This is a genomic window from Pseudomonas sp. RIT-562 (assembly GCF_026241895.1).
Taxonomy (GTDB): Bacteria; Pseudomonadota; Gammaproteobacteria; order Pseudomonadales; family Pseudomonadaceae; genus Aquipseudomonas; species Aquipseudomonas mandelii_F.
Genome location: NZ_JAPJIV010000019.1, coordinates 65,897 through 86,929, shown reverse-complemented (window position 1 = coordinate 86,929; position 21,033 = coordinate 65,897). Strand labels below are relative to the sequence as shown.

Annotated in this window: 18 protein-coding genes; 7 read left to right on the top strand and 11 right to left on the bottom strand. The window is 59.3% G+C overall.

Annotated elements, in window-relative coordinates:
* The first annotated feature begins 257 nt into the window (after positions 1-257).
* Both ORL50_RS21220 and ORL50_RS21215 read left to right on the top strand, forming a co-directional pair.
* Positions 258-743: a glutathione peroxidase gene (locus tag ORL50_RS21220; protein WP_266017785.1), complete on the top strand. Its 486-nt coding sequence runs from the start codon at positions 258-260 to the stop codon at positions 741-743.
* The gene (locus ORL50_RS21215) at positions 740-1,198 is read left to right on the top strand and encodes a MarR family winged helix-turn-helix transcriptional regulator (RefSeq protein ID WP_266017783.1); all 459 of its coding nucleotides are present in this window, start codon (positions 740-742) and stop codon (positions 1,196-1,198) included. The genes ORL50_RS21220 and ORL50_RS21215 overlap by 4 nt, the downstream gene beginning before the upstream one ends.
* Here ORL50_RS21215 and ORL50_RS21210 read toward each other — a convergent pair.
* A complete protein-coding gene (locus ORL50_RS21210; protein WP_266017781.1) occupies positions 1,182-3,503 on the bottom strand; it encodes a hybrid sensor histidine kinase/response regulator in 2,322 nt (773 codons plus the stop codon). The genes ORL50_RS21215 and ORL50_RS21210 overlap by 17 nt on opposite strands.
* A gap of 166 nt (positions 3,504-3,669) precedes the next feature.
* On the opposite strand from ORL50_RS21210, the gene ORL50_RS21205 reads away from it, so the two are divergent.
* Both ORL50_RS21205 and ORL50_RS21200 read left to right on the top strand, forming a co-directional pair.
* A complete protein-coding gene (locus tag ORL50_RS21205; RefSeq protein ID WP_266017779.1) occupies positions 3,670-4,560 on the top strand; it encodes an ATP-binding protein in 891 nt (296 codons plus the stop codon).
* The gene (locus ORL50_RS21200; protein ID WP_266017778.1) at positions 4,557-5,039 is read left to right on the top strand and encodes a GAF domain-containing protein; all 483 of its coding nucleotides are present in this window, start codon (positions 4,557-4,559) and stop codon (positions 5,037-5,039) included. The genes ORL50_RS21205 and ORL50_RS21200 overlap by 4 nt, the downstream gene beginning before the upstream one ends.
* On the opposite strand, the gene ORL50_RS21195 is transcribed toward ORL50_RS21200, so the two are convergent.
* The 9 genes from ORL50_RS21195 to ORL50_RS21155 all read right to left on the bottom strand — a co-directional run bounded on the left by ORL50_RS21195 (position 5,040) and on the right by ORL50_RS21155 (position 16,883).
* Positions 5,040-7,988: an HD domain-containing phosphohydrolase gene (locus tag ORL50_RS21195; RefSeq protein WP_266017777.1), complete on the bottom strand. Its 2,949-nt coding sequence runs from the start codon at positions 7,986-7,988 to the stop codon at positions 5,040-5,042.
* 50 nt (positions 7,989-8,038) lie between these two features.
* Positions 8,039-11,683, bottom strand: coding sequence for a transporter substrate-binding domain-containing protein (locus ORL50_RS21190; RefSeq protein ID WP_266017775.1), 3,645 nt, complete (start codon positions 11,681-11,683; stop codon positions 8,039-8,041).
* An 8-nt stretch (positions 11,684-11,691) separates the two neighbouring features.
* On the bottom strand, positions 11,692-12,318 hold the full coding sequence (locus ORL50_RS21185; protein WP_266017773.1) for a response regulator transcription factor: 627 nt from the start codon (positions 12,316-12,318) through the stop codon (positions 11,692-11,694).
* A gap of 253 nt (positions 12,319-12,571) precedes the next feature.
* On the bottom strand, positions 12,572-12,961 hold the full coding sequence (locus ORL50_RS21180) for a response regulator (protein ID WP_266017771.1): 390 nt from the start codon (positions 12,959-12,961) through the stop codon (positions 12,572-12,574).
* 181 nt (positions 12,962-13,142) lie between these two features.
* The gene (locus ORL50_RS21175; protein ID WP_266017769.1) at positions 13,143-14,471 is read right to left on the bottom strand and encodes a deoxyguanosinetriphosphate triphosphohydrolase; all 1,329 of its coding nucleotides are present in this window, start codon (positions 14,469-14,471) and stop codon (positions 13,143-13,145) included.
* 69 nt (positions 14,472-14,540) lie between these two features.
* Positions 14,541-15,704 (bottom strand): EAL domain-containing protein, encoded by a 1,164-nt coding sequence (locus ORL50_RS21170; RefSeq protein ID WP_266017768.1) that lies wholly within the window; start codon positions 15,702-15,704, stop codon positions 14,541-14,543.
* A 135-nt stretch (positions 15,705-15,839) separates the two neighbouring features.
* Positions 15,840-16,181 carry a hypothetical protein gene (locus ORL50_RS21165; protein ID WP_266017766.1) on the bottom strand — a complete coding sequence of 114 codons (342 nt, stop codon included), beginning with the start codon at positions 16,179-16,181 and terminating at the stop codon, positions 15,840-15,842.
* Positions 16,178-16,567, bottom strand: a complete 390-nt coding sequence (locus tag ORL50_RS21160; RefSeq protein ID WP_266017764.1) for a phage holin family protein — start codon at positions 16,565-16,567, stop codon at positions 16,178-16,180. The genes ORL50_RS21165 and ORL50_RS21160 overlap by 4 nt, the downstream gene beginning before the upstream one ends.
* 1 nt (position 16,568) lies before the next feature.
* Complete coding sequence (locus tag ORL50_RS21155) at positions 16,569-16,883, bottom strand: ElaB/YgaM/YqjD family protein (RefSeq protein WP_266017762.1); 315 nt, start codon at positions 16,881-16,883, stop codon at positions 16,569-16,571.
* Positions 16,884-17,187: 304 nt separating this feature from the next.
* On the opposite strand from ORL50_RS21155, the gene ORL50_RS21150 reads away from it, so the two are divergent.
* Positions 17,188-18,396: an ammonium transporter gene (locus ORL50_RS21150; protein WP_266017760.1), complete on the top strand. Its 1,209-nt coding sequence runs from the start codon at positions 17,188-17,190 to the stop codon at positions 18,394-18,396.
* Position 18,397: 1 nt separating this feature from the next.
* Here ORL50_RS21150 and ORL50_RS21145 read toward each other — a convergent pair whose 3' ends face one another.
* Complete coding sequence (locus tag ORL50_RS21145) at positions 18,398-20,110, bottom strand: cation:proton antiporter (protein ID WP_266017759.1); 1,713 nt, start codon at positions 20,108-20,110, stop codon at positions 18,398-18,400.
* A gap of 195 nt (positions 20,111-20,305) precedes the next feature.
* Here ORL50_RS21145 and ORL50_RS21140 point away from each other — a divergent pair, with 195 nt between their 5' ends.
* Both ORL50_RS21140 and ORL50_RS21135 read left to right on the top strand, forming a co-directional pair.
* Positions 20,306-20,542 carry a glutaredoxin family protein gene (locus ORL50_RS21140; RefSeq protein ID WP_266017757.1) on the top strand — a complete coding sequence of 79 codons (237 nt, stop codon included), beginning with the start codon at positions 20,306-20,308 and terminating at the stop codon, positions 20,540-20,542.
* A 129-nt stretch (positions 20,543-20,671) separates the two neighbouring features.
* A complete protein-coding gene (locus tag ORL50_RS21135; RefSeq protein WP_266017755.1) occupies positions 20,672-20,992 on the top strand; it encodes a transcriptional regulator in 321 nt (106 codons plus the stop codon).
* The last annotated feature ends 41 nt before the right edge of the window (positions 20,993-21,033 follow it).

Below are 21,033 nucleotides of genomic sequence, written 5' to 3'. Positions count from 1 at the left end.
GGAGCAATGCCGGAGTGAGGGCACACCGAGCCTAGGCGAGGTGCCGAGTGGTGGGGCAGAAAGCGTTTGGTTACTTTGCGCCGGGGCGCGCAGCCTTTTCAAAGTAACCCGCTGTAAGAGCGGAACCCTAAGCAGCCATAACAAAAAAAACGGATATGCCCCCAATAACGCCAAGCCAGTCAAAATTAAATTGCACACAATTAAATCGCCAACTATCTTAAACCAACCCCCCCTCAAAGATAGCCCAGAGCCCAACCATGACCGACAACCTGCTGACCATCCCCTGCACCACCATCACCGGCGAGCAGAAAACCCTGGCCGATTACGCAGGTAAGGCCGTACTGGTCGTCAACACCGCCAGCAAATGCGGCTTCACCCCTCAATACAAAGGACTCGAGGCGCTATGGCAAACCTACAAGGACCAGGGCCTGGTAGTGCTGGGCTTCCCCTGCAACCAGTTTGGCAAACAGGAACCCGGTAACGACGGAGCGATTTCCGAATTCTGCGAGCTCAATTTCGGCGTCAGCTTCCCGCTGTTCAAAAAAATCGAAGTCAACGGAGCAGGCGCCCACCCGCTATTCGTCCAGCTGAAAAAACGCGCTCCCGGAGTACTGGGTTCCCAAGGCATCAAATGGAACTTCACCAAATTCCTGATCGGCAAGGACGGACAACTGGTCAAGCGCTTCGCCCCAGCGACCAAACCGCAGGACCTGAGCCGCGAGATCGAAGCCCTGCTCAAATGAAACCGCCGTTCGACTCCCTGCAGCTCGACAGCCAGCTCTGCTTCAAACTGTACGCCGCCTCCCGGGCAGTGATCCGCGCGTACAAGCCGATGCTCGACCAGCTCGGACTGACCTACCCGCAGTACCTGGCAATGCTGGTGCTATGGGAGTGGCAGGAAAAGGCCCCGCAGCAGCCGACGGTCAAGGCCTTGGGCGAACGCCTGGCCCTGGATTCCGGGACTCTCACGCCATTACTTAAACGACTCGAACAGCTGCAATTGGTCCAGCGCCAACGTTCATCCCGGGACGAGCGCGAAGTGCACCTGAGTCTTTCGCCTGCGGGCCAGGCATTGCGTGATCGGGTCGGGCCGCTCAAGGCCCGGCTGTTGTGCGACAGCGGCGTCGATCTGGATCGGCTGCACGACTTGCGTGAGGGGCTGGATCATCTGCTGGGACAGATCAAGGCGTTGTCGTAGCCGGCATCCATGAATCCAGCAGGGCCGCCAGTTCCTCGCGGCGGAACGGTTTGGCCAGATAGTCACTCATGCCCGCCGCCCGGCAGCGTTCGCGCTCTTCGGACATGGCATTTGCAGTCAACGCCACTATCGGCAATTGCGGCCAGCGCCCGCTGCGGCGGATCTGTCGGCTGGCCTCATAGCCATCCATCACCGGCATGTTGCAGTCCATCAGCACCAGGTCGAACTCGTGCTGCTCCAGTTGATCCAGGGCCTCGGCGCCATGCGCCGCGACTATCACCTCGCAGCCAAGCTTGCCCAGCATGCCCTTGGCCACCAACTGGTTAACCGGATTGTCCTCCACCAGCAACACCCGCCCGCGGCGCTGGGGTGACAGTGCTTCCAATCGCGCATCGTTGATCGTGTTGATCTCCGGTTGCAGGACCCGGCGCAATGTCTGGAACAGCGCGTTGCGCGCCAATGGCCGCGCTTGCTGTTGCAACGGGGCGAGGGCGCTGGCTTGTTCGCTGGGCATGAAACTGCCGTAGGCGGTCACCAGCAGGATCGGTGCGGTGCAGGCGGGGCGCAGGACAAACAGGCATTCCGGGCAGTCGGTGATGACCACGTCGGGGTCCAGGCCAATCATCGAGTCATCGATCGAGCGCTGTTGATATTCAAGTCCCCACACCGGCAACACAGTCTTTAGCAACTCCGCCAGGCCGCTGCTCGCCGCAGTGATGGCGATAACCCTGCCATGCAAGGCCACAGGAGGCAGGGCGCGGGTGTGGCAGGGCAGCGGCAAGTCGGCACAGAACTGGCTGCCGAACCCTGCTTCCGAGCTGATGGACAGTCGCCCCTGCATGGCTTCGCAAAGGTTGTAGGTCAGCGCCAGGCCCAGCCCGGTCCCGCCGAATTGCCGCGTAATACCGGCGCCTGCCTGGGTAAACGGTTGAAAAATCTTCACCTGGGCATCCAGGGGAATGCCGATGCCGGTGTCGCAGACTTCAATTCTGACGCCGTCCCTGAAGGTGCCAAGGCGTACGTCGACTCGGCCGAAACGGGTGAATTTAAGCGCATTGGACAGCAGGTTGCTGACGATCTGCCGAACCCGGGTCGGATCACCCAGCACCAGTGCTGGAAAGTGCGGATCGATCAGGCAGGTCAGTTCGACACTGGGCGCGGCGTTCTGCGATAGCAGGTTGGCGGTGTCCTCGACCAGCGCTCCGAGGTCGAATGGAATGTGCTCGAGCTCGAGTTGGCCTGCGTCGAATTTCGACAGGTCGAGAATGTCGTTGAGCAACTCTACCAGCACCTTGCCCGAGTCATGGGCGATGGACAGTTGCTGCTGCTGTTCAGCATTGAGCGGACCGTCCAGGGACAACGCAATCATCCCCAGCAGACCGTTGAGTGGCGTGCGAATTTCGTGGCTCATATTGGCGAGGAACACCGAGCGTGCTTCGGCCATATCCAGGGCGGTGCTGCGGGCGGTTTCCAGTTCCTGGTTGGACTGGCTGAGGCGATTGTTGATCGCCTTGAGTTCTGCGGTCCGGGCGGAAACGATATTTTCCAGTTGCGCGAGGTAGTCAGTCAGGCGGTTTTCAGCATTGCGCCGTTGCTGGATTTCCGTGGCGATGTTCTCGAATTGCTGATTGGCCACTTTAACCAATACGCCAATTTCATCGTGCTGATGGCCCGCCGGGTATTCCAGCCAGGTCGGTTCGACACTGCGTGGGTCACGGCCGCTCAGCTCACGGATAACCCGCACCAGCGGTTTGGTCAGCATCACGTAGAACAGCGCGAGCAGGATGCCGGTCAACAACAGGCTCCGGGCAAATCCATTGAGCAGCGTGACTTCGGCCCGGCGCAGAAACCGGCTGCCGAATGCATAGGTGTCGACTTCCAGGCGCAGGGTGCCAAGGGATTCTGTGGGCAAGTGATCCAGGTACAGGCGATCTTCGAACTGGCGCTCGGCACCAAACAGGAAGTCGCTGATCACCCGGTAACTGCTTTGTTGCTCTGGTCGCTTGACCTTCGCCAGCACCGTGCCGTTGTTATCGATCAACTGCGCGCCAATGATGGCCGGCGAGCGCAATAGCCCCAGAGTCAGCTCCTGGGCGAGTTCAGCGTCGATGTTGTAGGCGATGCGCGACGCCGGGTTGTGGCTGATTTCCAGCAAAGACTGGATTTCACGGTTGATGGAGGCATCTTCACTGGCATAATCGATGCCAATCTGCAGCAGGCTGAGCAGCGTGCCAAGAATGAAACCGACGAGCACGGTCAGCCGGGCTTGTTTGTAAGAAAGCCGGTTGGTGAATTTGATATCCATAGGGTGTTGAACCACTTCCGTTTCCCTTCGCTGCTCAAGCATAGTCGATGATGCATGGATACTGCGGTTGTCGCGAGCCCTGAAGCATGGGTTGAAGCGGGCATCCGCTGGCTGTGGATCATCGCTGTAGCGTAATCATCAATGTGAACGTGCCCGAGGAGAAGACGTGGATTCCCGATTGAATGCTTTTCTGGAGCGTGCCGATGCCGTTCTAGCCCGTATCGAACCGCTGCTGCCCGCACCTCGGCAGGCCATCGACTGGACCACTTGCCTGGCTGCACGCTGGCAGCGCGAGGGGCGCAGCGGGTTTCTGCTGCCCCTGGAAGTCAGCCTCGACATGCGCCTGTCCGACCTGATCGGCGTCGACCGCCAGCTGGAGCAGTTGGGCCGCAACACTCAACAATTCCTCGATGGCATGCCCGCCAACCACGCGCTGCTGTGGGGTTCCCGGGGGACCGGCAAGTCATCGCTGGTGCGCGCGCTCCTGGCCGAACATGCCGATGCAGGCTTGCGGCTGATCGAGATTGAGCGCGATCACCTGGCCGACCTGCCGCGCGTGGTTGAGCAGATCGCCAAACTGCCCCAGCGTTTTGTGCTGTTTTGCGACGACCTGTCCTTCGAGTCGGGCGAGGGCGACTATCGGGTGCTCAAGAGCGTACTCGACGGCTCCCTTGAACAGGCGCCAGACAACGTATTGCTGTACGCCACGTCCAATCGCCGGCACCTGGTGCCGGAAAAGGAAAGTGATAACGAAAACTGGAAACGCGTCGACGGTGAACTGCACCCCAGCGAAGCCGTGGAAGACAAAATCGCGCTGTCGGACCGCTTCGGCTTGTGGCTATCGTTTTATCCGTTCACCCAGGAACACTTCCTGAACGTGGTCGAGCACTGGATCGGGCAATTGGCCGACAAGGCTGGCCTCAAATGGCAGCGTGACGAGGAGCTGGATATCCTCGCCGTGCGCTGGGCCACCGGGCGCGGCAACCGCAACGGCCGTTGCGCCTATCAATTTGCCCGTTATTGGGTCGGGTTAAAGCTGTTGGAGCACAAGGCATGATCGATTTACAACAGAGCGGCCAGGGCCTCGAAGGCTACGGCATGTTGCATGCGCAGCTGGAGTCGCTGCTGGCGGACGAGCGGGATTTCATTGCCAACGCCGCGCAGTTTTCCGCGTTCCTGTTCAACCAGCTGGATGATTTGAACTGGGCAGGCTTCTACCTCAACCGTAACGAAGAACTGGTGCTGGGGCCGTTCCAGGGCCAGATCGCCTGCGTGCGCATTCCCTTCGGGCGGGGTGTATGCGGGGCCGCAGCGGCCACCTTGCAGACTCAGCGGGTCGAGGATGTTCATGCATTTGCCGGGCATATCGCCTGCGACAGCGCCTCCAACAGCGAGTTGGTAGTGCCTCTGGTCAAGGACGGTCGGCTCATCGGCGTGCTCGATCTCGACAGCCCGAAACTGGCGCGTTTTACCGCACAGGATCAGGCTGGCATCGAGCAATTGGCCGCGATTTTCCTGCGCTTGACCGATTGCTGATCACCGCTGCAAGCCTGCCTTGACCAGCAGGCTTGCCGTGTCCACCGCATCGATCTGCTGTGGATCGAGGAATTGCTCGGCGTATTGCCGGTAGATACCAGCGTCGATGAACAGTTCGAACAACTCGGGATCGATGTGCGAGTCCCGGCACATCGTGGCCATGATGCCCAGTGCTTCGCTCAATGACTTGGCCTTCTTGTACGGGCGATCGGCAGCTGTCAGTGCCTCAAAGATATCGGCAATCGCCATCATCCGCGCCGGCAGGCTCATTTCTTCGCGCCTCAATTGCTTGGGGTAACCGGTGCCGTCCATTTTTTCGTGATGGCCGCCAGCGATCTCCGCGACGTTGTTGAGGTGACCGGGGAAGGGCAGGTGGCTGAGCATCAGGATCGTCTGCACCATGTGGTGATTGATGATGTAGCGTTCCTCTCGTGTCAGGGTGCCCCGGGCAATGCTCAGGTTGTACAGCTCGCCGCGATTGTACTTGTAGCGCGGAACGTCGAGCTTGAAGCCCCAGGGGTTTTCCGCAGGAATCAATTCACTCTCGGCGCGCTCGAACAGATGTTCGGGTTTGTCCGCCAGCAGCGGTTCACTGACTGGCAGGATCGGCGCGGGGGTGCGCGCCTGACGGCGGTTCTCTTCCCATGAAACGCCGAGTCGATCGTCCAGGGTGCGGGTCCAGGTACGTTGCGCCAGGTTGCGTAGACGTTGCAAATCGTCTTCAGCCATGGCTTCGCTGCCCAGGTTGCAGCGGGCGATGAACGCGAAGTCATCATCCAGTGCGACCAGGCTGGCATCGCGCAGCTCGGCCAATTGCTGCTCATCCGCGCCCAGGGCCATGGCCTGCCAGTAGTTGACCCAGGCGTCGCGCTTGAGCACTTCGAATCGCGTGCGGATCTCGTGGATACGGTCGTTCAGGGTTTCCAGTTTGGTGGCTTTATCGACCACATATTCCGGGGTAGTGACCTTGCCGCAGTCATGCAGCCAGGCGGCGATGTGCAAGGCTTCCCACTCGTCTTCGGTTGGCTGGTAGCTTTTGAAAGCCGGCTCCTGGCTGGCAGCCGCCGCTTGCGCGAGCATCAGGGTCAAGGCCGGTACACGCTGGCAGTGGCCACCGGTATAGGGGCTTTTCGCATCGATCGCACCCGCCAGCAGCTGGATGAAAGAATCCAGCAGCTGTTTTTGTTTGGTTTGCAGGCGCTGGCTTTCGATGCTGACCGCTGCGGCTCCGGACACCGCCTGAAGAAAGGCGATGCGATCCGGACGCAGTTTTTCCAGGTCAATCGGATGGCCGCTGTCGGCCAGGAGCAGCACCAGCAGGCCGACCGTCTCGTTATGCCGGTTGTGCAGGCGAATTCCGATCAGGTGGACCCGCGGGCTTTCCAGCTCCAGCAGTACTTTACGCAAATCCTCGGCCTGCTCGAATCCCAGGCTGGTCACGATGCTGTCGACCTCGGCCAATTGCCGCAGCCATTCGGGACTTTCCGCGGACTGCGGCTCGTGTCCCTGAATGTCGAACGCGGCCAGGTCCCGGGATGCACCTTCGATCACCAGGCCCAGGGGAACGAAGCGGTCACCATCGTTTTCCCGCAGGTAGATCAGGCCAGCCTGGGCCTGACCGATTTTCACCGTTTCAAACAGCACCCGTTCCAGCAGCGGGCCAAAACGGGTCTCGGCGCTGAGGCTGTCAGTGATCTGGAAAAAACTCGCCAAGGTGTCTTTCATGCGCGCCATCGACACACCCAACTGGTCCACTTCGAGAACGGGTGAACGCTTGGTGGCGGGAAAATTGAAGTCGAAACTACGGATGGCGTCGGCTTCCTGCACCAGCGCACGCAGGGGTTTGACCAGGATTCGCGAGGTCAGCCACCCTAGCGGCAGGCACAGCAACAGCGTGGCCAGGGTCACCAGCGCACCTTGCCAGCGCAGGCGGTACGCATCGACCAGCAACTCGTCTTCAGGCACCAGCAAGGCCAAATGCAAACCCTGGGGTCCACCTTCCTGCATGCTGCTTTGGGCGACAATCCATCGCCGCCCACCGGCCTCCAGCCGATTGCCCGCCGCTGGATTGCCCAGCAGGGCGGCGAGGCTGGGGCTCAAATCGGCGGCCTTGATCAGGCGGGCGCTCTGGTCGTCAACAATAAGCCGGCTGCTGTCGGGATAAGCGATGGCATTGCCCTGGGCGTCGAACAGCACGATTTCAGTCGCCGGGGTCACCACGTGTTTGGCCAGGGTGGCGGAGAGTTCGGCCAAGGTCAGGTCGGCGCCCATCACCGCTTGCTCGCCGCTGCGCCGGGCCAAGGTGGTCCCGACATTGTGGGTGGAGAAGAATACATAAGGCTCGGTCGTGATCTGTTCCTGCTCGGTGCGAGCACTCGAAAACCACGCGCGAGCCCGCGGGTCATAGGTTTCGTCGGGATGGTCCAGGCGGTCGATGAGCTGCAGGTCGCGATCAAAAAACAGCGACTGGGACTTGATCTGACCATCGCTGCGCTGACGCTCGATGCTCCAGACCTGGAATGCGGCAGCGTCCGGCGCCTTGGTGCGCGCTTTCAGCTCGGCTGTGCGCAAGGGCCGGACCATGAAAAAATCCCCGTTGCCATAGCCCAGGTACAGCGAAGCCAGGTCGGGATTATCGGTCAGTGACTGGCTGAAGGGCTTGAGCAATGCCAGTCGCTGCTCGAGGTCTGGCGCCTGGGTAGCCGGATTATCGGCCAGCAGTCGCAACAGATGACGGATGGGTTGGTAGGTGGTGTGCAGGTCTAGCCGGACGTCCTGCTCGATCCGCTCGAAGAGCTTTTCACTGCTCGACAAAATGATCTGCGTGGTCTGGTGATAGTTGAAAAGCCCCAGTACCACGCCCGTGAGCAACAACAGCAAGGTGAACATGACACTGATGTGGATATGCAGCGGCAATCGCCGCGGATCAGGGCGCAGTGGGCTGGGCATTGCAGTGTCTCCATAAGGGGTTTAACTCACTGCTCAGCGCCCAAGCATAGTTAAGGCTCCATCGTTGTGCTGCGCTCGTGGGTGCTTATTTGCTGTTCGAGGGCCACTTCCAGTTGCAGCATGGCGCTTTCCATTGCCTCGATGCAGTCGGCTACTGCGCCGGGATCGAATGCACCCTGGCAGGCGGCCTCCAGTAATTCGCAGCTGTCGATGAGGCGCGTGGCCTGGATAATCCGCGCGGCGCCCTTGATTTTGTGGGCAATGTCCAGGAATGCCTGTGGCTCAGACGTGCTCGCCACGGCCAGCAGTTCCTGCCGGTCCAGACGATTGCTTTTGAGCAGCTCGTTGAGCAATCGCAGGTCCAACAGCGGATTCCCGCCTGTCAGTTGCTGCAGCCCCTCGAGACTGAATGCCGGGCTGTGCGTCTCGGTGTTGAGGTTTTCGATCCAGTGGCTCAAAGCGGTCAGGGTCAGCGGCTTGAACAGGCAGTCATCCATACCGGCCTCCTTGCAGCGGGTGATTTCTTCCGGCTGGGCATTGGCAGTGAACCCCAGGATGACCATGGGCGGACGTTGCGAGCGCCGCTCCTCGCTGCGAATGGCGCGAGCCAGCTCGTACCCGCTCATGACTGGCATGTTGCAGTCGGCAATCACCAGGTCGAATGCCTCACTCTTCCACAGGCAGAGCGCCGCTGCGCCATCCTCTGCAACCTGCGACACATGCCCGAGAAACTCCAGTTGCTGGCACATCAGCAGGCGATTGGCAGGGTGGTCATCGACCACCAGGACTTTGAGTGCGGTCCTGGGCGGTTGGGGCGCCTGTTCAATGGTCAATACCGCCGGTTTCCGGGGTAGTGCTGGCAGGTGCAGGGCAACCATGACTTGAGTGCCAGTGCCCGGACGACTGCTCAACCGCAGGCTGCCGCCCATCAGCTTGCACAGGCTGCGACTGATCATCAGCCCCAGGCCTGCTCCGCCACGGCCGGCCTTGGCGGAGTTGTCTGCCTGAGCGAAAGGAGAGAACAGCCGTCGCTGATCTTCCTCGCTGATGCCAATACCGCTGTCTTCCACGTTCAGATTCAGGCGTACCTCGTCGGCCTCGGTGGGGCTCAGTTCAACGACGATCCTGACATGGCCATGAGTGGTGAACTTGATAGCGTTACTGATCAGGTTGGACAGCACCTGCTTGAACCGCATAGGGTCCAGCAGTACATCAATGTCGGGGTTGGCGCAGTGAAATTCCAGCAGTAGCTCGAGTTGTTTCTGCCGTGCCAGGCCTTCGAAGATTTTCACGACCGACGCTACGACCTCATGGAGGTTGACCCGTTCCGGGTTCAATTCCAGGCGCCCGGACTCGATGCGTGCAATGTCTAGAATGTCGCCGATGAGCTCCAGCAGGTCTCGCGCGGAGTTGTAGGCCACGTCGATCGCGGGCCGATCCGGGTGATCCTGTTCAATCCGCTTGAGCGTCAATTCCAACATGCCAATGACGGCGTTCATCGGAGTGCGGATTTCATGGCTCATGGTCGCCAGAAAGGTACTTTTGGCGCGGTTGGCCTCATCGGCGCGCTCTTTGGCAAGCCGCAGTTCCTCGAACAGTTGGCGCCGGTCACTGATGTCGATCCAGCCGCCGATGATGCCCTGGACCTTGCCGCGCGAATCACGATAGGGCAGTACCCAGTGATAAATGGTCAGCCGGCGTCCACCGATGTGCAGTGCCCGGTCGAGCACCAGCGGGACGCCTTCGGCGACTACGCGTTGATAATCGGCCTGATATTCCCGCGCCTCGAAGGCGTTGCTCATGTTGCCCTGCATCACGCTTTTGCCGATGACGTCTTCGCGTTTGGCGTTGAACGCCTCGAGGTAGCTGTCGTTGCAGCTTTGCAGCAAACCCTGGCGGTCGCGAACATAGATCGGATGAGGTGTGCCGTTGACCAGCGAGCGCATGAATTCATATTGATCATTCAACGCGCGCTCGGCGGCCTGGCGCTGCTTGATCTGGCGACGCATGTAAGCGTTCCAGGCGACTGACATCAACAGCAGGACACCGGCGCTGATGACGACCTGGTAAAAGATCCGGTGATAGTTTTGCCAGGAGTCCTGCGCGGATGCCGAGTAGCCGCGCCAGCGACTGTTGATCACCCCCAGTTCGTCCGGGGCAATGCTCAGCAGTGCCTTGTCGAGAATCGAGTTCAGCTCCTTGGCATCCCGCGCGGTCGCAAGTGAAAACGCCGCCTGTTGGGTGCCGATGGTGGTGCTGATCTGCAGCTCGTGCTCGAAGATCCGTGCGGACATGAAATAGTTGGCGATCACCAGTGAGTTGACCGCAGCGTCTGCGCGACCGTCCGACAGCATTTCTACGGCGCTGAAGGTGTCGGGAGTCTCGATCAGTTTGATTTGCGGGAATTCGCGACGCAGGTACTCCACCATCGGGTTGCCTTGGGCGATGGCCAGGCGCTTGTCGCGCATCTGTTCGAGATTGCGCGGGCTATCCGCGAGTTTTCGCGTCAGCAGGACAAACGAGTTCTGCAGGTAGGGGCGGGTGAAACTCAGCGTGGCTTCACGTTGAGCGCTGGGCAGCAGGGCGGTGATCATGTCGGCCTGCTTCTCGTCGACCAGCCTGATCATCTCGCCATCGTTACGGCTGCGCTGAACATCGAAGCGCAGGCCGGTGCGCAGCCTGATCAACTCCAGCAGATCGGCTGTGACTCCACGAAAGTTGCCATCGCGGTCGAAAAACGTCAGCGGTGCGTAAGCTTCGTTCACGACCACGCGCACCACTGGGTGGGTGGCGATCCAGCGTTTTTCGCGGTCGGTGAATTGCAGGTTGTGATCGCTGAGGAGGATGTCACTGCCGGCACTCCAGCGCTTGCCGATGTTGTCTTTTTCACTGGTCGGCAAAGCGGCCAGCATCGAGTTGATGATGCCGAGCAATTGCCGATTGTCTTTATGCACCGCAAAGCTGAAACCGTGCGCCTCGTGCTTGCCGAAGCTGGCCATGCGGATGTTGTTCAGGTAGCCCTTGTTGATCATGTAGTGAGTTGAAATTGTGTCGCCGAGAAACACATCGGCCTGATCGAAGGCCACGGCATTGATCGCATTCTGGTAAGAGGGGTAGGGCGTGATGACCGCGTTGGGATAGAGCCGACTGACTTCTTCCAGCGGCAGATAGTGATAGACCATGCTCAATCGCAAGCCCCTGAGCCCATCAGTCAGGGATCGGGTTTCTTCCTCCCGCGTGACCAGTACCGGTTGATCAACGGCGTAGGGTGTCGGCAGGAGAATCTCCGAACGCTCAGCCTCGAAGCCATTCGAAGTGCCCAGCAGATCGACCTCGCCATTTTCCAGCGCCTCAATGGCGTCGTTCCGGGAGGAAAACCGCCTGACCTTGATGGGGAGTCCGGTGGTCGCGCTGAGAAGACCTGCGTAGTCGGCGGTCAACCCTTCGTAATCCTGGCTGCTGTCGATAGTCATGTCGAAGGGCGGATAGTCGGGTGCCGAGGTGCCGAGGATCAGCTCGGATCGGCTCCTGGCCCAGAGGCGTTGCGATCTATCCAGTGGAACTTCCAGTTGTGCGGCCGTGGACCGGCTGAGCAAGGTGTAGCTTTGGCTGTCGATTTGCGCGGCGTGCACCGAACCGCTCGGCAAGAGGGCCACGGCCATCAGCATCAGGTATTCCTTTGCGCGACTGGGCATGCTGGTTCTCACACGAGTGCGTTGCGTTTTGCCATCTCGATGAGCTCTACCAGGGATCTGGCCTTCAGCTTTTGCATGAGTCTTTTTTTATAGGTGCTGACGGTCTTGTTGCTCAGGAACATGCCTTTGGCGATTTCCTTGCTACTGCGGCCTTGGGCGAAAAGCTGCAGCACCATCAATTCTCGATCATTGACTGACTTGAATAGTTCGAGTTCGGCGTAACAAATGTCGCCTTCTCGAACAGGGTTTAAAGCCGCACTGGGGAAATAGTTGTATCCTGATAATACAGCTTTTATGGCGCTGACCAGTTCACTTAATTCTTCCTGTTTGCACACATATCCCGAGGCCCCCGACTTCATGCAACGGATGCCGAACAGTTTCGGGCTCTGTGCCGTCAATACCAGGGTTCGAGTGCGGGTGCTCATGGCGTTGAGCCGGGTAAGAATTTCCAGCCCGTCAAGTTTGGGAATACTGATGTCCAGAATGACCAGGTCAGGCATGCATTCGCGAATCATCTGCATCGCGTCAACCCCATTGTCCGTTTCACCGACGACTTTAAAGTTTTCGTGCTCCAGCAACATTCTTACGGCAAGGCGGATAACTGGGTGGTCGTCGACGATAAAAACGGAGTTCATAATCAAATCCCATGCGAACGTAAATAAAGCGCGCACCTTAGCTCAGATAGTTCCGCCATCGCATGAACAGGCAGAGCTCTATCCGTAATATCAGATGAGTCCTACAAGAGAACAAGAAAAGTACTACGTATCAACTAGTGTTTTTATCAGACTTGTCAGGGTTTTAAGAATTTAGATCAGCTTCCCAAGTTGCATGAAATCATATCCGTGGGCGGGTTAGTCTGAGTTTTAGTCTGCATATTTTCGATTTTGTTTATCTGGTAGAAGTCAATAGAGTTATAAGCTCAAAACGTTTCGGTGGTTTTACTAGAAAGCCTAACAACGGTAATTCCAGTTTGCTCGCCGACTTTGCTAATTCGTCCAGTTCTACGGTTGTCAGGCAACTTAGCAATACCGCGTGTTTGATCTTTCCCAGCTTGGTAGCTGCCTCAATCAATTGTAGTCCGCGCAAATCGGGCAAACATTGATCGCACAACAGGATGTCGTAGGGCAGTGCCGCCTCGTGCATTTTCTGCAGCGCAACCTGGGCACTGTCGGCAGTAGTGATGTGCGCGAAGCCGTAGCTTTCGAGCAGGATTTGTGTGGCTTCAAGTTGAAAGCGGTGATCTTCAACTAACAGGATGCGCCAGTCTGCTTCGTTCATCGGAATACTCACACCTGAGCCGTCGGACGGACGGAGCATTATTATTTCGCAGCAGGTAGGGGCAATCGATCAGCCAGCTCGACAACAGCTGTAGGGCGATTCGGCGAGCTTTGAGCGTATCGGCACCCCTCACGGCTGATCGGCCGTTACGCAGGGCGTAATGGCGATCAGCAGGGGCGGTTCAGTGACTGGAGCGACCAGTCATTTCCAGAGCCATTTCGCTGGCGTAGCTGTCCGTCATGCCAGCGATGAAGTCGATCATGCGCAGGAATGATGTATGCAGCGGGCCATGTGGGTCGGGTGCATTGTTGCCGAGCAAATCAAGGATGCGCCGGCTTTTGAAGGAAGGAGTACGACCGTCGTGCTGCTCCAGTGCGGCGCCGCAAAACGCGTTGAGCAGGATTTCCAGTGTCGTGTACGCCCCTATCTCATGCAGGGTCTTGCGTTTGTCCTGGAAGATTTTTTTACGCGCCATGTCCTTGGCATTCAACACGCAGCGTTTTGCCGGGCCGTGCATGTGCTCCACCAGATCGCCGGGCAGCGTGCCGGCCAGCAACGCATCCTGTTGCTCGACAAACGCACGGGCGGCGGCGTTGGTCAGGTGCTCAATGGCCTTGCCGCGCAGGATCGCCAGTTTGCGCCGTCGCGAATCAGCCGGGCCGAGTTGGCGGTAGGTTTCGGGGAGGTCGTCACCGACCAGGTCCAGCAGTAGTGACTCGACTTCCGCGTACTCGAGCAGCTCCATTTCCAGGCCGTCTTCCAGATCGATCAGCGCGTAGCAGATGTCATCCGCAGCCTCCATCAGGTAGACCAGCGGATGGCGCGCCCAGCGCTGGTCTTCAAGCTGCGGCAGGCCGAGTTTATGAGCAATCTGCTCCAGTAGCGGCAACTCGCTCTGGTAGCAGCCGAACTTGTGCTTCTTGTAGCCCAGTGAATCGGCGTGTTTCGCCGTCCATGGGTACTTGAGGTATGTTCCCAGGGTGGCGTAGGTCAGGCGGGTACCGCCATCGAATTGATGGTATTCAAGCTGTGTGAGCACCCGAAAACCCTGGGCGTTGCCTTCAAAATTGAGGAAGTCATTACGCTCGACTTCGCTCATCGCGTCCAGCCAGCCCCGGCCTGCGGCCTGCTGGAACCAATGGCGAATGGCGTCCTCGCCGGAATGCCCAAACGGCGGATTGCCAATGTCGTGAGCCAGGCAAGCCGACTGCACCACCATGCCCAGGTCGCTGGGCTCACACCAGTCGGGCAGGGCGCTACGGATGGTCTCGCCCACCCGCATGCCCAGTGAACGCCCGACGCAACTGACTTCCAGCGAGTGCGTCAGGCGCGTGTGAATGTGGTCGTTGCTGGTGACAGGGTGCACCTGGGTCTTGCGCCCAAGGCGACGGAACGCTCCGGAAAAAATAATCCGGTCGTGGTCCTTGTGAAAGGGACTGCGCCCGAGTTCTTCGGGGCTATGCAGAGGTTTTCCGAGGCGTTCGCGAGTTAGCAGGGTTTGCCAATCCAAGGCTGATTCTCTCCGTCAGGTGACTGATGGCCTAAGCTTCCGGGTTCAGCTCGGGACGTGCAAGCGCTACTAAAGCCCGGCAGCGTCGATATCGATGAGCAGCAGCCTTTCACCATTGGCGAAAAATTGCCCGGCGGTCAGGCAGTATTGGTTGCTGGTGGCATCGCGGTAGGTGTTGGAAAGCGTCAGGCGGCGCTCCTCCCAGCCTTCGGCCAGCAGATGGTAGAAGTACGGGCGCCATGACCAGTTATGGCCCAGGTAGCGATTATCAGCTTTCCAGCCATGTGGCCCCCATTCCAGGTTCGGTGTCAGTTGTGTGCCGTGCCGGTCGCATTGGTAAAAGCGCAGCAACCAGGGAAAGGCATCGAGACGCGGCAAGGCGCTGAGCGGTGCGCGGGCCTGGGCCCAGTCTTGCAGAATGCCCATCAGCTCACCGAGTTGCTGGCGCATGAGCATGAGTCGGCCGCGCTCGAGCAGTTTCTGCTGAACATAGCGGTGGCGCAGTTCGGCGAAGCGCTCGACGAATGCATCGGTGGCAAAGAAGTCTTCCTGAGCCCGGGCGAACAGAAAACCCTGGACATAACGCGAGCCGCACTCAAGCGCGAAGTTGAGCTGGGCATCGGTCTCCACCCCTTCAGCGATGATCCAGCAGCCCGTCTTTTCCGCCATTTGCGCCAGGGCCTTGACCACATCGCTACTCGGACCGCCTAGCGCGGCAGCCTGGAATAAGCGCATGTCGAGCTTGAGAATGTCCGGTTGCAGCGCCAACACGCGATCGAGCTGGGAATAGCCGGCACCAAAATCATCGATGGCAATCCTGGCGCCAGCCCGGCGGTACCGCGCGACTACGTCTGCCAGGCGCTGAATGTCGCCTCCCAGCTCGGTGATCTCGTAGACGATGCGTTGCGGGTCGACGCCATGCCTGGCCATCTGCTTGAGACTGGGCAGGTCCTGATCCGGGCGCAAGCGATTGACCCAACGCGGTGACATGTTCAGGCTCAGGAACCAGTCAGCCGGCGCTTGGTGCAGGCGGCTCAAGGCGTGGTCACGGATCTGTCGATCGAGGCGCCGCAGGGCGGCTGCGGGAATTCTGGAGTCGGCAAACAGGGGGCCGACCGAGGTCAGTTGGCCATCCGCCTGGCGTAGCCGACCCAAGGCCTCGACGCCTGCGATGCGACCGGTGGCGGTATCTATGAACGGTTGGAAACAGGCGAGCGGTTGCCCGTCGATCACAAGGCCTCCTTGCTAAATTCTTGTTCTGGAATAATCCGGGTACCGGTCAGGCACGCAGGCGTATGCACGCGGGGTTGAATCTCCGGTCAAAGAGTTTCAACCCCGCGTGGTGTTGCAAGAATACAGCCAGCTTGCCTAGGGCTTGCGCGTTGAACCCTGCATGACCAATTTGATCAAGGGGCCCAAGGTAGTGCTCAGGCGAATCAGTCGGGTCACGCTGCTGGCGCCGCCGCTCTTGGCACCTTTGCCGGTCAGAAAGCCCAGCAATGTTACTGCTGCAACGCCCCACAGCGGCGCATGCTTGATGCCAAACCCGCCCTGAATGCTTTGACTCATCCCGCGCACTCGCTGCAAGGGCTGCAGCAATTGCGCGGATTCGTGACGAATTTCCTGACGATGCATTTCCATGCGCAGGCGGATCAGCGCCTTGCGCATTTCAGTGCGCGAAGTGTTGTGTGGCAGTTCGGGCAAATTCATGGCAACAGGCGCTCCCGGTCATTGGCCAGTTCTTCCAGCGTGCCGTGGAATGGCGAGGACTCATCGAAAATCGCTGCTTTCAGGCGCACGGCACAGAAGATCGCCGCCAGCGTGTAGAAAACACAGAGTCCGATGATCGCTGCCAGTCGGTAGGTATCCCAGAACAGGATCATTACCAGGGTCGACAGGCCCACCAGTAGTAACAGGGCAAACACCAGCGCGAGGCCTGCAAACAGCAACAGGCTTACGGTGCGGGCTTTCTGTTCCTGCAACTCAATGCCGAAGAGCTCGACATGACTGTGCAGCAATCCGAGAAAAGCGGCACCCAGGCGCCGCGGTGAGGAGCTTGTGCCCGTCGCGGACGAGCTGGATTCGCCGATCGCCATATCAGCGCCGAGTGGCCAGAAGGCCGATCAGGAAACCTACGCCTGCAGCAATACCGACCGACTGCCATGGGTTGGCCTGGACATAATCCTCTGTCGCAGTAACCGCAGCCAGCCCGCGTTCGCGCAGGGAGTCTTCGGTCAGCTTCAAGGTTTCCCGGGCACGCAGCAGACTGTCATGGATCTGGTCGCGCAACTCATCAGCCTGATCACCAGCGATGGTCTTGGTGTGTTCCAGCAACCGTTCGGTGTCGCTGACCAATGTCTGAAAATCATTCATCAGTATTTCTTGAGCAGTCTTTGCCTTGATGCTGGCCATTGGTGATCTCCGTAAGTGGCGTCTGTTGCTTTCGAGTATGAGCGATGGGTGAAGGTTCAGTACAAATGACTGGTACAGCTTTTGCTTTGCCATGGTGCGCCAGCCCGCGCCGTTGCGCTGTTGCTGGGCATGATTCGAGCAAAACCTTAACTCAAATAAATCAAACCCGCGCAAAGGTCGTGACCTTGCGCACCAAATCGGCTCGATGGGCTTCGAACATTAAGCCTGAGGGGTTGCAACTTGGTGCATGAATCTTCTGCGCGAACTGCTTTGGTGCTTTTTTAGCCTTCAGGTCTGCCAATCCATGGAAAATCTGCAAAGCGCTGTGGACAGTCTGGTCCATAGCTCCAATACGTTGTTCATTTTGATCGGCGCGGTGATGGTGCTGGCCATGCATGCAGGCTTCGCGTTTCTCGAAGTCGGTACGGTTCGCCAGAAAAACCAGGTCAATGCCCTGTCGAAGATCCTCAGTGACTTCGCCATCTCGACCCTTGCCTATTTCTTTATAGGCTACTGGATTTCCTATGGGGTTACGTTCATGCAGCCGGCGGCGGTGCTGACGGCGGACCATGGTTATGGACTGGTGAAGTTTTTCTTCCTGCTGACCTTCGCCGCAGCGATCCCCGCGATTATTTCCGGCGGCATCGCCGAGCGCGCAAGGTTTGCCCCGCAGCTGTGCGCGACCGCCTTGATCGTGGCGTTTATCTACCCGTTCTTCGAAGGCATGATGTGGAATGGCAACTATGGCCTGCAGGCCTGGCTGCTGGAACGCTTCGGCGCCAGCTTCCACGATTTTGCCGGGTCGGTGGTGGTTCATGCCATGGGTGGCTGGCTGGCGCTGGCGGCCGTGTTGCTGCTGGGGCCGCGGCAGGGACGTTATCGCGAAGGCCGGCTGGTTGCGTTCGCGCCGTCGAGCATTCCGTTTCTGGCCTTGGGATCGTGGATCCTGATCGTTGGCTGGTTCGGGTTCAACGTCATGAGCGCGCAGACCCTGGATAATGTCAGCGGCCTGGTGGCAGTCAATTCGCTGATGGCCATGGTCGGCGGTACCGTGGCGGCGCTGCTTGTCGGGCGCAACGACCCGGGCTTCCTGCATAACGGTCCGTTGGCCGGCCTGGTGGCGATTTGCGCCGGTTCCGATTTGATGCACCCGGTGGGAGCGCTGCTCACGGGGGCGATCGCCGGGGCACTGTTTGTCTGGTGCTTTACCGCTGCGCAAGTCAAATGGCGCATCGACGATGTCCTGGGCGTGTGGCCGTTGCACGGTCTGTGCGGCGTCTGGGGCGGTATCGCTTGCGGGATTTTTGGCCAGGTTGCGCTGGGAGGCCTGGGCGGCGTCAGCCTGATCAGCCAGTTGATCGGCACTGCGCTGGGCGTGATCGTGGCGCTGCTCGGTGGCTTTGTGATCTATGGCGTAATAAAGGCGCTGCATGGCCTGCGGTTGAGCCAGGAAGACGAGTATCACGGCGCAGACCTGGCGATCCACAAGATTGGCGCCGTGAGCCAGGACTGATTCAGCGTTCATCGTCGTTCGATCCCGGATAGAAACCGTGCAGCAGGCGATAGCGATCGCTGCGGACCTGATCCACCCGGTCCTTCACCTGCTGTGCGGGCAGGCCCAGCATGATCAACGCATGCGAGGCGAGCATGAGGCTCGATTCGAGGAGCTCCGGCACTACCTCGCTGGCACCGGCGGCAGTCAGTTCGGCGAGTTGGCTGTCGTCGCGAGTGCGCACCAGGATCGGCACGCTCGAGTTGAGCTGCCGGGCCTGTTGGAGAATCAGCATGGCGATGTCGGCGCGGTCCACGGCAATCACCAGCAGCCGGGCGCGGTCCAGCCCTACTGCGACCAGCAGTTCGCCGCGGCGGGAGTCGCCGTAGTGCACGCAACTTTCGTTGACGGCGGCTTCCTGCACTCGCACCGGGTCGCTGTCCAGCGCAATGTAGGCTTGCTGTTCGTGGCGCAGGAAGCGGCCGATGGACTGGCCCACACGGCCGTATCCGCAGATCACCACGTGGCCGTCGAGGCTCGCATTCAGCGCGCTGATGTGTTCCAGCTGCGCTTCTTCGTTGGGTTTGCGGTGCAGGTGCGCCGCTATGCGCGGCGCCGCACGTAACAGCAATGGCGTGACCAGCATTGAGCAGAAGGTCGCCGCCAGGAGCATTCCGGCGAAGTCTGCCGGGAGCATCTTGCTCGTTTGCATTTGCGCCATCAGCGCAAAGCAGAACTCACCGCCCTGGGCCAGGGCCAGTCCGCTGCGCCAGGCTGTTTCTGCGTCGCTACCACGCCATTTGACCAGCAACGCGACGACGCTGCCCTTGATCAACAGCAATGCCAGGGTCAGCCCCAGGATCAGCAGACCGTGGCTGGCAAACAGCTGCAAGTCGATCAGCATGCCGATGCTGACGAAAAACAACCCCAGGAGAATGTCGCGGAAGGGCCGGATGTCAGCCTCGATCTGATGCCGGTAGTGGCTTTCCCCGAGCAGCATGCCGGCGAGAAAAGCACCCAGCGCCGGCGATAGGCCGAGCAAGTGAGTCAACCAGGCGGTGAGCAGGACAATCACCAGCGCCAGCAATACAAACAGCTCTGCGGATCGAGCCGCCGCCACTTCATGGAACAACCGCGGCAAGAGCCAGCGACTGGCCATCAGCAGGCCGATAAACAACACCACGGTTTTGCCCAGCGTCAGGGGCAGCGCCCAGTACCAGGGCTGCTCACTGTTGCCGGCAAAGACCGGGACCAGGGTCAGCAGCAATACCGCGACCACGTCCTGAAACAACAGCACAGCGATGGCGTTCTGGCCGTGGCTGCTGAAAATTTCCCCAAGGCTGCCCAGCTCCTTGCTGACGATGGCAGTGGAAGACAGCGCCAGTCCTGCACCTAGCAGCAATGCGGGTATGCCTGGCATGCCGAACAGCAGTAGCAAGCCGCCCAGCAACAGCGTGCACGCCAGCACTTGCAGGCTGCCAAGGCCGAACACTACCTGGCGCAGGGCCAGCATCTTCGACAGGGAAAATTCCAGCCCCAGGGAGAACAACAGGAACACCACGCCCAACTCGGCGAGGTCCGGCAGTTCTTCGCTTTCATTGACCCAATTAAACGCAGTGGGTCCGATCATCAGGCCCACGCACAAGTAGCCCAGGACCGGCGGCAGGCGCAGTCGCTGGAACAGTGCAATCACCACCAGGGAGGAGGCAAGAATGATCAGCAGGTTGGTGAACACGAATTCTCCGACGTTGAAGTTGCCTACTGAAGCGTAGAGGCAAAAAAATACCGAGCATCACTCATATGGCATTTGCCGCGAATGATTTGAGTCAGGGGATTGCCGGTTCCCTCTAATCAGAAGCTGCAGCCTTCGCCTCGACTGGGTTGGATCGTGGGCCTAGAATGAACGCCTACTTTGCCTGGACCCTCGGTCATGCCTCCTGAATGCCAGCTGTTCGGCACCCTTGGTTGCCATCTGTGTGAACTTGCCGAAGAAGAGCTGATGCCTCTGGTCGAGCACGGTTTGCTGGTCGAGTTGATCGACATCGCCGAACACGAAGACTGGGTCGAGGACTACGGCTTGCGGATCCCGGTGCTGCGCCGTGTGGATACGGGGGCGGAGCTGGACTGGCCATTTGACGCCGAGCAGGTAGTCGCTTTTTTGCTCTAGGCTGACTTCCATTTGTCGTTATGCCTGATTGATCCGTTGGCGAAAACTCACTGATTCAGTTACTGTATGCCTATACAGTTATTCGGATGGCCTGTCTTGCGGGCGATCCTGCGAGTCAGAGGATGAGTCATGGTCAATGTCGAACAGTTGAAGAACAGCGTGAACCGCATGTCGGCGGACGTGGTGCGAGAAGCCGTGCTCGAATTACGCCTGGACGGGCTGGTTACCGAAGGGAAAACGCCGTTCAATAAACTGCATTTCAATACCTGTTTCGCCGAAATCGAAGCCTTGTTCCAGCGTGCGGGGTATCACCGGCAACTGGATGTGGTCGGCTACCAGGGGTTGTTGTACGCGTTGTATGACCCTGGCCGCTGGGAGGCGGTGGACGTGCTGCGCTGGCTCAAGGAATTCACCGAAGCTGCCGCCCGCGACCGGATTCCGGCGGCGTAGGAATCTCTTCTAGGTTCGTTCTGACCACTGCTGGATAATGC

Bases quoted from the DNA above. Each gene is read 5' to 3' on its own strand.
- ORL50_RS21215 (WP_266017783.1), top strand. From the start codon at position 740: ATGAAACCGCCGTTCGACTCCCTGCAGCTCGACAGCCAGCTCTGCTTC.
- ORL50_RS21150 (WP_266017760.1), top strand. From the start codon at position 17,188: ATGGAAAATCTGCAAAGCGCTGTGGACAGTCTGGTCCATAGCTCCAAT.
- ORL50_RS21180 (WP_266017771.1), bottom strand. From the start codon at position 12,961: ATGAACGAAGCAGACTGGCGCATCCTGTTAGTTGAAGATCACCGCTTT.
- ORL50_RS21185 (WP_266017773.1), bottom strand. From the start codon at position 12,318: ATGAACTCCGTTTTTATCGTCGACGACCACCCAGTTATCCGCCTTGCC.
- ORL50_RS21135 (WP_266017755.1), top strand. From the start codon at position 20,672: ATGGTCAATGTCGAACAGTTGAAGAACAGCGTGAACCGCATGTCGGCG.
- ORL50_RS21200 (WP_266017778.1), top strand. From the start codon at position 4,557: ATGATCGATTTACAACAGAGCGGCCAGGGCCTCGAAGGCTACGGCATG.
- ORL50_RS21140 (WP_266017757.1), top strand. From the start codon at position 20,306: ATGCCTCCTGAATGCCAGCTGTTCGGCACCCTTGGTTGCCATCTGTGT.
- ORL50_RS21220 (WP_266017785.1), top strand. From the start codon at position 258: ATGACCGACAACCTGCTGACCATCCCCTGCACCACCATCACCGGCGAG.
- ORL50_RS21165 (WP_266017766.1), bottom strand. From the start codon at position 16,181: ATGAATTTGCCCGAACTGCCACACAACACTTCGCGCACTGAAATGCGC.
- ORL50_RS21160 (WP_266017764.1), bottom strand. From the start codon at position 16,567: ATGGCGATCGGCGAATCCAGCTCGTCCGCGACGGGCACAAGCTCCTCA.
- ORL50_RS21155 (WP_266017762.1), bottom strand. From the start codon at position 16,883: ATGGCCAGCATCAAGGCAAAGACTGCTCAAGAAATACTGATGAATGAT.
- ORL50_RS21210 (WP_266017781.1), bottom strand. From the start codon at position 3,503: ATGGATATCAAATTCACCAACCGGCTTTCTTACAAACAAGCCCGGCTG.
- ORL50_RS21195 (WP_266017777.1), bottom strand. From the start codon at position 7,988: ATGCCCAGCCCACTGCGCCCTGATCCGCGGCGATTGCCGCTGCATATC.
- ORL50_RS21190 (WP_266017775.1), bottom strand. From the start codon at position 11,683: ATGCCCAGTCGCGCAAAGGAATACCTGATGCTGATGGCCGTGGCCCTC.